General features: G+C 64.7%; 8 protein-coding genes. 4 read left to right on the top strand and 4 right to left on the bottom strand.

Annotated features, from left to right (window positions below):
* The 3 genes from AC062T_RS12895 to AC062T_RS12905 all read right to left on the bottom strand — a co-directional run.
* The coding region (locus AC062T_RS12895) for a phytoene desaturase family protein (protein ID WP_476030637.1) at window positions 1-1,301 on the bottom strand (1,301 nt) is incomplete at its 3' end.
* A 61-nt stretch (window positions 1,302-1,362) separates the two neighbouring features.
* A complete protein-coding gene (locus AC062T_RS12900) occupies window positions 1,363-2,691 on the bottom strand; it encodes an MFS transporter (protein ID WP_476030639.1) in 1,329 nt (442 codons plus the stop codon).
* 9 nt (window positions 2,692-2,700) lie between these two features.
* Complete coding sequence (locus AC062T_RS12905; RefSeq protein WP_476030641.1) at window positions 2,701-3,570, bottom strand: DUF4349 domain-containing protein; 870 nt, start codon at window positions 3,568-3,570, stop codon at window positions 2,701-2,703.
* Window positions 3,571-3,614: 44 nt separating this feature from the next.
* On the opposite strand from AC062T_RS12905, the gene AC062T_RS12910 reads away from it, so the two are divergent.
* From AC062T_RS12910 to AC062T_RS12920, 3 genes are read left to right on the top strand one after another with little or no spacing between them, the layout of a single operon-like run.
* Entirely contained in the window at window positions 3,615-4,550 is a 936-nt protein-coding gene (locus AC062T_RS12910) for an alpha/beta fold hydrolase (protein ID WP_476030643.1), read from the top strand.
* A gap of 10 nt (window positions 4,551-4,560) precedes the next feature.
* Window positions 4,561-5,559 (top strand): aldo/keto reductase, encoded by a 999-nt coding sequence (locus AC062T_RS12915; RefSeq protein WP_476030645.1) that lies wholly within the window; start codon window positions 4,561-4,563, stop codon window positions 5,557-5,559.
* Window positions 5,553-6,830, top strand: a complete 1,278-nt coding sequence (locus AC062T_RS12920; RefSeq protein ID WP_476030647.1) for an MFS transporter — start codon at window positions 5,553-5,555, stop codon at window positions 6,828-6,830. The genes AC062T_RS12915 and AC062T_RS12920 overlap by 7 nt, the downstream gene beginning before the upstream one ends.
* A 45-nt stretch (window positions 6,831-6,875) precedes the next feature.
* On the opposite strand, the gene AC062T_RS12925 is transcribed toward AC062T_RS12920, so the two are convergent.
* Window positions 6,876-8,081, bottom strand: a complete 1,206-nt coding sequence (locus tag AC062T_RS12925) for an MFS transporter (RefSeq protein ID WP_476030649.1) — start codon at window positions 8,079-8,081, stop codon at window positions 6,876-6,878.
* Between the two features lie 351 nt (window positions 8,082-8,432).
* Between AC062T_RS12925 and AC062T_RS12930 the strand changes: the two genes are divergently transcribed.
* The coding region (locus AC062T_RS12930; RefSeq protein ID WP_476030651.1) for a ribonucleotide reductase N-terminal alpha domain-containing protein at window positions 8,433-9,743 on the top strand (1,311 nt) is incomplete at its 3' end.

Genomic DNA, 9,743 nt, shown 5'->3' on the forward strand with positions numbered 1-9,743 from the left:
GGAGTACGCCAGGGGGTGCGCGAGACGATGGGGCGCTTGACCAGCTGGGCAAGCCCCAAGCTACCCGCGAAGATGTCGCCGCCAATGTAGTTGGGGTTGTGTGCCTCAAACTGCGTGGCGCTGATGCTGCTTGTGCCCAGCACGAGGTCGCGAAACCCCGGAGCGAAACGTTCGACCTGCCGTGTCACCGACTCGACAACCGACTGCGTGCTGCCGTTCGGCACATGCGTGTAGGCCCACAGGGTGTGCCCGCCAGCCGGGGCCCGGGTCTGATCCACCACGCTTGCCTGCACCGCGATCACGTAGGGCGATTGCGGGATGCCTCCCTGCGCGACCTCGCGCTCTGCCGCGGCGATCTCTGCACGGGTGCCTCCGAGATGCACGGTCGGAGACAGGGCGACCTCGGGGTTGCTCCAGGGCACAGGCCCGCTGAGGGCGAAGTCGACCTTCGCCGCGGCCGTTCCATAGCGATAGCGGGCTAGAGCGCGCGCGTAGGCGGCGGGAAGGTCGGTGAACCTCTCGAGCATTCGGGGAGACGTGTCGAGAATCGTCACCCGGGAGGGCTCCAGATCCGCCTCCGTCGTCACCGTGGTGTCGAGCCGGATGCTGCCGCCCAGTTGCAGAAAATGCGCGGCCATCGCATCCGCAATCGCCTGGGAACCTCCGCGGGGCACGGCCCACCCGCCGGCATGGGCATGGGTCGAAAGCAGTAGCCCGGCCCCGGCGCCCGCGAGAGAAGGGTGGTGCCCGGCCGCGTGGGCGGCGACCCCCGTGAACATCGCGCGCGCCTCATCGGTCGAGAAGCGCGAGTTCCCCAGAGCCGTGCCGTTCACCACGGTGCCGAACCCAAAGCGCATTGCCGCTGGCAGATCGCGGGGCACGCGCATGAGCTGGTTTCCCGTGAAGTCGACGACGCCGTCAATCCGGTTCACTAGCGGCTCGTGCAAGCTGCGCCATGCTTGACCATCTGTGCCGAGGCGCTCGGCCGTTTTCTCAAGCGACCGCCATGCGATGCCCGCACGCCCTCCGTCGAGCGGGTGCGCATACGAGACATCGGGAACGATCATCTCAACCCGGTCAGTGAGCCCCCATGCGCGAAAGAACGGGGAGGCCATCGCCGCCGGATGCACCGCTGAGCACACGTCGTGGCGAAAGCCCGGCTCCGTGAGCTCTCGGCTCTGCAGCCCGCCGCCCACCCGATCGGATGCCTCCGTGAGCACAACAGAGAGCCCGGCCGCAGCGAGCGTCAGGGCCGCGGCGAGGCCGTTGGGGCCAGCCCCCACAACGTTCGCATCGATCATGTTGAGCCCCCTGCCACCTCAGACACGCATGTGCTGCTGCCAATGTAGCGGGGGAGGGTGTCTATGGCGTGGGCGCGAGCGCGTCGTAGGTGCGGAACGTGGGAGTGAGACGCAGGCACATCGCGATGAGGCCGATGATGAGTACGCCGCCCAGAACCGGCGGTACCCAGAGTGCGGCGACCAGGGCGAGCGCACCAACGTACATATCGCCCACGCGAGGGCCTCCCGTAACGACCACGGTGAAGATGCCTTGGAGGCGACCGCGCATATTGTCGGGAACCGCGGTTTGCAGCATCGTCGTTCGAAAGATCGCGCTCACGTTGTCGGCGGCGCCCGTGCCGGCCATCATGACCGCGGCCAGAACGAGCGCCACGAGGTTGGCGCCCGCAATGTCATTGGTCTCGTGCTCGAATCCGCCCAGTTGCATGACGGCGATCACAACGCCGAACCCCAAGACAAAGACGCCGTAGACCGCGATAGCCCAGCCGATGGCCACGCCGTGGCGACGCACGGTGCCGAGCCGGCCAGACAACAGACTGCAGAGCAGTGTGCCAACGGCGCTCGCCGCCGTCAGCACTCCGACGGTGACGGGGCCACCTCCAATCACCAGGGCGCCGATCGCCGGAAACAGGGCGTGGGGGCGGCCAAAGGTCATGGCGATGATGTCGACGATGAACGACATACGGATGTTGGGAGCCCGCCGCAGAAATGCGAGCCCGTACCTCACGGATTCGAGGCCGGGGCGGTGCACCTCTCCCTCCGGCTTGATTGCGGGGAGCGTGGCCAGGCCGAGAAATGCGAAGGTGAACAGGGCGACATCGATCGTGTATGTCCAGCCAAAGCCGAATGCAGCGACGAGAACGCCGGCCAGGGCTGGCCCGACCGTCACGGATGCCCCCATGCTCACTCCTGTGAGGGCAGATGCGGCCGGCAATAGGCGAGCGGGCAGCAGCCGAGGGAGCATCGCGTTGCGTGAGGTGCCGATAATCGTGCCCGAGACTGCGCTCACTACCGTGAGCAGGTAGAAGGGCCACAGCTGGTCCACTCCCGCCCAGGCGACGATGGCGAGGGATGCTGTCGCAACCCAGGCCACGACGGCCGCACTGAGAGCCACGAGACGGCGATCAAAGGCGTCGGCGAGCATGCCGCCGTACAGGCCAGCGATGATCATGGGAAGCAGCGCGATCGCGCCGACCATGGCCACAGCGAACGAGGATTCGGTGAGGTGGTAGATGTGCAGCCCCACCGCGACGACGGTCATCTGCGTGCCAATTCCCGCAACCGCGTTGCCCGCCCACATTCGCGCAAAGGCGGGGCTTTCCCGAAGGGGGCTCAGATCGATGAGGTGCCCGCGGGCCCTCTCGCGGGCGGAAGGCGTCTCGGTTGGCACCGCCCGAGTTTACTCCTCGCGTGTGTCGCCCTCGTTGCGCCGCCGACGCCACCGCCGACGCGCAAGAAGCGCAATCGCGATGGCGATGGCGACCAGGGGAATCCACGGCAAGACCACCCCGAGGGCGATGAGCACGAACGAGAAGAAGGCGACCAAGGCCTCCCACCCTGTGATGAGACCCGAAAGGAACGTGTCGGGTTCGTCAACGGGAGCCTCCGCTGGCGAGACCAGCTGAATCGACACTGTTGAGTAGTCGACCTGATCGGCCAGCGATGCCCGCTGCGACTGCAGGGATTCGAGGTTCGCCTGACGGTCGGAGAGGGCCGTTTCGATCGCGATGAGATCAGCGGTGGTCGTGGCCTGCGTCATGAGGGCGAGAAGCCGATCGACGGATGCTTGAAGCGCAGTGATGCGAGCATCCAAGTCTTCGGTTACCTGCGTGACGTCCACGGACTGGGTGTTGCGCTCTTCGACCCTGCCGATCTCGGCGATCTCTTCGAGGGTGGTGTCGAGGCGGTCGGCAGGAATGCGCACCGTGAGGTCGGCGCGGCCAGCGAAACCGTTGCGCGGCGCGGTTTCAGTTCGCGCGTCGACGTGGCCTCCCGCCGATTCAACGATGCGGGCCGTTTCGTCCGCGGCCTCGGCGGGGGAATCAACCGTGATGAGGGCAGAGCCCGTGACAATAACGTCGCGCGCTGCCGTGTCAGCATCCATCGCTCCCATCGTGCGCAGGCCCTCTGGCCCTGACTGCAGCTCGAGCGGCGTGCCGCCGATCGACGTGTCACTCGTCATCACCGAGGGCATGGACGATGCAGTGCACCCGACCAGGCCGGTAGCCGTAACGATCATGGCGGCAACAATCAGCGAGCGTCTCATCATGGGGTCAGGCTATGGGCGGGCCGTGCCAAAGAGCCACCCAACGTTTGGCACCGGTTAAACGTCGGCGGGCCGGTGCCGATGAACTCTGCGGCAACTCCCGGGCCAACGCTGCCATAATCACGATCATGACCCCGTTCCAGAAGATTGCGCGAAGCATCCGCAGCTTTCTGGGTCTTGGCCCTCGGCCACTGCTCCATATCGCGAGCGATGTGGGAGAGGGCCCCGTGGTCGTGCTCGTCCACGGAGTGGCGTCGTCGTCGATCACGTGGGAGAACCTAGTTCCGCTGCTCTCAGACGATCACAGGGTGATCTGCATCGACATCCTTGGGCACGGGGGGTCACCTGCTCCCGAGGATGCGAAGTACACGCTTGAGGAGCATGTGGAGTGGTTGGCGCACACCATCAAGTCGCTCAAATTGCCTTCTCGCTACACGCTCGTGGGGCATTCGCTGGGCTCGCTCATCGTCTCGCGCTATGCGGGCACCAACTCCAAGCAGCTCGACAAAGTCGTTCTGGTGAGCCCGCCCGTCTACCTGGTGCCACAGGAGATCGGAGACCCGGTCGTCCGGGCGGCGACCAGCGCCTACCTCAAGGCCTACGCCTATCTGCGCGCGCACAAAGAGTTCACGCTCAAGCGGGCCGCCCTGGTGGCCAAGCTCATGCCCATTCCCAATGTGTTCGGCATTACGGAATCCAATTGGAGGGCATTCTCCCTGTCGCTTGAACACTGCATCGAATCGCAGACCACCGCGACAGACATCGCCCGCATCCCTGTGCCGGTGGAGGTCGTCTACGGCTCCCTCGATCAGTTCATCGTTCCCGGCAGCATGAGCTTTATCAACAACATGCGCAACGTCACGGTGCACAGGGTCGAATTCAATGACCACATCGTGCATCGCAAGCTTGCTCGCGAGGTGGCAACGGTGATCGACGGGAGCTCGCGCATCCAGAGTGCCCAGCAAATCGACCGGGTCGGCTAACCTCGCACGCATGGATAGACGAGTTCTCGGCCGCACCGGCCGCACAGTATCGGCAGTAGGGCTCGGCACCTGGCAGCTCGGAGCTGACTGGGGGGACGTCAGCGAGGCGGATGCTTTTGCCGTCCTCGATGCCGCAGCCCAGGGTGGTGTCACGTTCTTTGACACGGCCGATGTCTATGGCGACGGGCGAAGCGAAGCCCTCATCGGTCGCTTTCTTGCTGATAGCCCCGGACACTCCATCACGGTCGCCACCAAGATGGGCCGTCGCGTCGAGCAGGTTCCGGAGAACTACACGCTCGCCCACTTTCGCGAATGGACTGACCGCTCGCGCCGCAACCTCGGCATGGACACCCTTGACCTCGTGCAGTTGCACTGCCCGCCGACCGCCGTGTATTCATCCGATGCCGTTTTCGATGCGCTCGATCTGCTCGTCGACGAGGGTGCCATCGCCAGCTACGGCGTGAGCGTTGAGACGGCGGATGAAGCCCTCACCGCTATTGCGCGACCCGGTGTCGCAACGGTGCAGATCATCCTGAACGCGTTCCGGCTCAAGCCGCTTGACGCCGTGTTGCCCGCGGCAATCGACGCGGGCGTCGGAATCATCGCCAGGGTGCCCCTCGCGTCCGGGCTTCTCAGTGGGCGCTACACGACCGAAACGACCTTTGCCCCCGACGATCACCGCACCTTCAACCGTCACGGCGACGCCTTCGATGTGGGGGAGACCTTCTCCGGTGTCGACTTCGAAACGGGAGTCGCCGCCGCTCAAGAGTTTGCAGCGCTGCTCGCGGGCGAGCCCGAGGCGGCGGAATTCTCGACAGCGCAGGCTGCCATTGCGTGGGTGACCCAGCTTCCCGGCGTGAGCACCGTGATCCCCGGGGCGCGCAGCATCGCTCAGGCCGAATCGAACGCTGCGGCGGGCGACGTTCCGCAGCTCTCCTCCGGGTTCACCGAGGGAGTGCGCGACATCTACGACAGACGATTCAGGGAGGCGATCCACCCGCGGTGGTAAGCAACACACCACGGCAACAACCGCTCGGCCGGCCGTTCGCCAATCTTTTTAGCGCCAACCTTTCCAGCAGTCTGGGAGACGGGATCGCCCGGACGGCCATTCCTCTCCTGGCCGTTCAAATCACGCTCGACCCCCTGCTCATTTCGGGCATCGCGGCTCTCGCAATGCTGCCGTGGCTGTTCTTTGCCATCCCCGCCGGCATCCTCATCGACAAGGTCGATCGCAGGATGGCGCTCGCCGTGGCGAGTACGGTTCGCACGATGCTTGCCGTGTTGCTCTTTGTGCTCACCGCGACCGGCGGTCTCACCATCTGGTGGCTGTACGTTGTCGTCTTTGTCTACGGGATGTTCGAGACGGTGTACGACGGAGCCATCAGGGCCGTGGTGCCCAGCATTCTGCCCAAGGCCGCTCTGCCCCGCGGCAACTCCCTCATCGAGGCGGGCGAGCAGGTGGTGCAGAACTTCGTGGCGGGGCCTTTCACCTCTCTGCTCTTCGTTTTCTCTGCGCTCATCCCCATCGGGGCCAACGCCGCCGTGTATGCCCTGGCCGCTGTGCTTGCCTTCATGCTGCCGCAGGTCGCTTCCGGCCGGCAGTTCGCCCGGGCTCATGCCAAGACCAACGACGAGACGGTGCCGTGGCATCGCCAGTTTCGCGATGGCTACCGGTTCATCATGGCTCGGCCGCAGTTGCGCACCCTCTGGTTCATCAGCACTGCCGACGGGCTGGCCTTCTCTATGGCCACCGCGAGTCTCGTGTTGTTTATTGTTGACGGGCTCGGGCTGCCGGAGGCCCTTTTCGGGGTCTTCATGCTTACGGGAGCCGTCGGCAGCATCGCCGCATCGTTGCTGACGCCCCGGATAACGGCTCGGTGGGGCATGGGGCTCACCGTGGCGTGCGCGAACCTGATCACCGCGGTTTCGGTCTCGGCGATCGGGCTGTTCCCGAACCTCATCGTGCTCACGGTGGGGTGGATCGTGGTGAGCGCCGCCCTCACCGTGTGGAACGTGCTCATCATGTCGTTTAGACAGAGCGTCATCCCGGGGCGGCTGCTCGGCCGTGTGCATGGAACCTGGCGCACCCTGCTGTGGGGGAGCATGCCCGTCGGCTCGGTGCTCGGCGGCCTGCTCGGCCGCATCGACCTCGCGTTGCCCTTCATTGTGGGCGGGGTGATCTCGCTGTTCACTGCGCTGATCTGGTTCAGGTTTTTTGTCTCGCTGCCCAACCCCGAAGACATCGACAACGGCGACGAAGCGGCCCTCGCTGCGGCGTAGGCCCCGGTGCGGCCCGGCGTCAGTCCAGGGTGTCAGCCCAGATTGTCAGCCCAGAGTGTCGATGGGTTCCGTGTCGGGGATCGGGCTCGCATCGCGGCCGCGCAGGTCGGGGCTGGCTTTGTGGAACACCGCGGCGACCACGACGCCGACAAAGGCGAATGCTGCGGCGATCCAGTAGGCGCCCGGAGCCAAGAACGCGTCGATCATGAATCCGGCGAGGGCGGAGCCGATGGCAGCGCCAATGAGCTGACCCGTGCCGATCCATCCGTAGGCCTCTGCGGTTTCGCTGAACTTGACACTGGCCGCGGTGATGGTGAACATTGCGGCAAGGGCGGGGGCGATTCCGACACCGGCCACGAAGAGCGCGATAGAGATCCACCACAGTTCGAGGATGAGCGACGCGAGCGCGAGGCCGACGAAGACGATGGCCATGCGCCGGGCGATAGCCCACGAGTCGATGGGGCGGTGGCCGAAGGTGAGGCCGCCGGCGAGCGAGCCGATCGAGAAGATGGCCAGCACGATTCCCGCGCTGGCGTCGCCGTGACCGAAGGTCGCGACGACCCCGGCCTCGACTGCGGCGCAGGCACCGACAAGGAGAAAGCCGACAGCCGTCGCGAGCATCACGGGCGGGCGCAGCAGCACCGCCCCCATGCGACGCCGCGAGCGGGGGATGCGCACCCGCGAAACCTCGGGGGACAGCACAAACCAGGTGGTGCCGAGCACGAGAAAGACGAGGGCAACCAAGATGGCCTGGGTCGTGCCGATCTGGGTGGCGACGAAGGTCGTGACGACCGGGCCGACGACCCAGATGATCTCCTGCAGCGATGCGTCGAGAGAGAAGAGGGGCGTGAGCTGCTGTGAGTTGACCATCTTGGGGTAAATGGTGCGCACGGCGGGCTGGATTGGGGGGTTGGTGATGCCCGCGATAAAGCCGACGACCATATAGAGCACGACGGGCATCTCGACCAGGGCGATGGTGCACACCGCCACCGCGCAGATCGAGGCGGTCAGGATGATGACGGGGCGCATTCCCCACACGCCCATCCACCGCGTCGTGAGCGGACCAGCGATGGCTTGCCCGATGCTCGTGGCGGCGAGCACAAGCCCGGCGATTCCGTAGGAGTTGTAGACCTGCTCGATGTGCAGCAGAAACGCTAGCGAGAGCATCCCGCCCGGGAATCGGGCTACCAACTGCGCCGCCATGATGCGCCCGACGCCGCGGGTTTTGAGAAGGTCTAAGTAGCGTTTCACGAGAGCTCGATTGTATGCCGCCGAGCTTCTCGCCAGATAGTGCGCGGCATGCCTTCGGTGTCGGTGGTTGCGCGCAGGATTAGTGCACAGGCTGTGCAGAACTCGGCGAAGTTATGCACATCTGTGGATGACACGCCCACTAGATATGGGATATCGCGTGACGGATACCCCCGCTATATAGTGGTTACACCGCGCAGGGGGAGAAGCGTTAGTCGGCCGGGGCAACGTCGTAAAACCGGGAGTATTCGGTACCACCACACCTCCTATAAGCCGCAGGAACCAGCCATTCATTGGCACATAGACACACAGGCACAGGCACAAAAGCACGTCGGAAGACGAAGAGGGAGCATCGTGGCAATCACCGTAGTTAAGCGCAACGGTCAGCGTGAGGCGTATGACGCCAACAAAATCAACCTGGCGATTGAAGAGGCCAGCGCTGGTCTCGACGAGAACATCACCTGGGTGACCCAGATTGCGAGCGAACTCGAGCTCACGCTCTTCGACGGCATCACCACGCAGCAGCTCGACGAGGCCGTCATCCAGGTCGCCCTTCAGAACATCAAAGACGACCCTGCCTTTGACACCGTCGCCGCCCGTCTCCTGCTTAAGACCATCTATAAGCGCGTTCTCGGCGACTACTCGGACGACGCCGAACTGCGGAGCCTGCACGCTGAGCACTTCGAGCCGAATGTGCGTCGCGGCGTCGAGGAGGGCCTTCTCGACCCCCGCCTCGGTGAACTGTTCGACTTCTCCCGTCTTTCTGCTGCCCTCGACCACAGCCACGACAGCCTGCTCAAGTACATCGGTGTTGTAACCCTCAACAACCGCTACGGCATCAAGGGTCGCAACGGCGACGCACTCGAGGTTCCGCAGTACTTCTGGATGCGCATCGCGATGGGTCTGTCGCTCAACGAGCAAGACCCGACCGCTGCCGCAATCGCGTTCTACGACAAGATGTCCAAGCTCGAGTACCTCGCCGCAGGATCGACCCTCGTCAACGCCGGCACCATCTACCCCCAGCTCGCCAACTGCTTCGTCATGGAGATGCAGGATGACATGGAGCACATCGCGAAGACCACGCGCGATGTCATGTGGCTGACCAAGGGCACCGGTGGCATCGGACTCAGCGTCACCAAGCTGCGCGCGCAGGGCTCGCCGATCCGCTCGAACAACACCACCTCGACCGGTCCGATTCCCTTCATGCACACCATCGACTCGATCCTCCGGGCGGTCAGCCGCGGCGGCAAGAAGTTCGGCGCCCTCTGCTTCTACATGGAGAACTGGCACCTCGACTTTCCCGAGTTCCTCGACCTTCGCCAGAACTCGGGCGACCCGTACCGCCGCACCCGCACCGCGAACACCGCGGTGTGGATCAGTGACGAGTTCATGAAGCGCGTGCAGAACGACGACGACTGGTACCTCTTCGACCCGCTCGAGGTGAGCGACCTCAACGAGCTCTACGGCAAGGCGTTCTCTCAGAAGTACAACGAGTACGTCGCCAAGGCCGAGGCGGGCCAGATGCGCCTGTTCAAGAAGATCGGCGCTCGCGAGCAGTTCAAGTCGATCCTGATCTCCCTCCAGACCACGAGCCACCCGTGGCTCACCTGGAAGGACACGATCAACAACCGTGCGCTCAACAACAACACGGGCACGATCCACCTC

The sequence above is a fragment of the Homoserinimonas sp. genome, from assembly GCF_056262345.1.

Bases quoted from the DNA above. Each gene is read 5' to 3' on its own strand.
- AC062T_RS12905 (WP_476030641.1), bottom strand. From the start codon at position 3,570: ATGATGAGACGCTCGCTGATTGTTGCCGCCATGATCGTTACGGCTACC.
- AC062T_RS12915 (WP_476030645.1), top strand. From the start codon at position 4,561: ATGGATAGACGAGTTCTCGGCCGCACCGGCCGCACAGTATCGGCAGTA.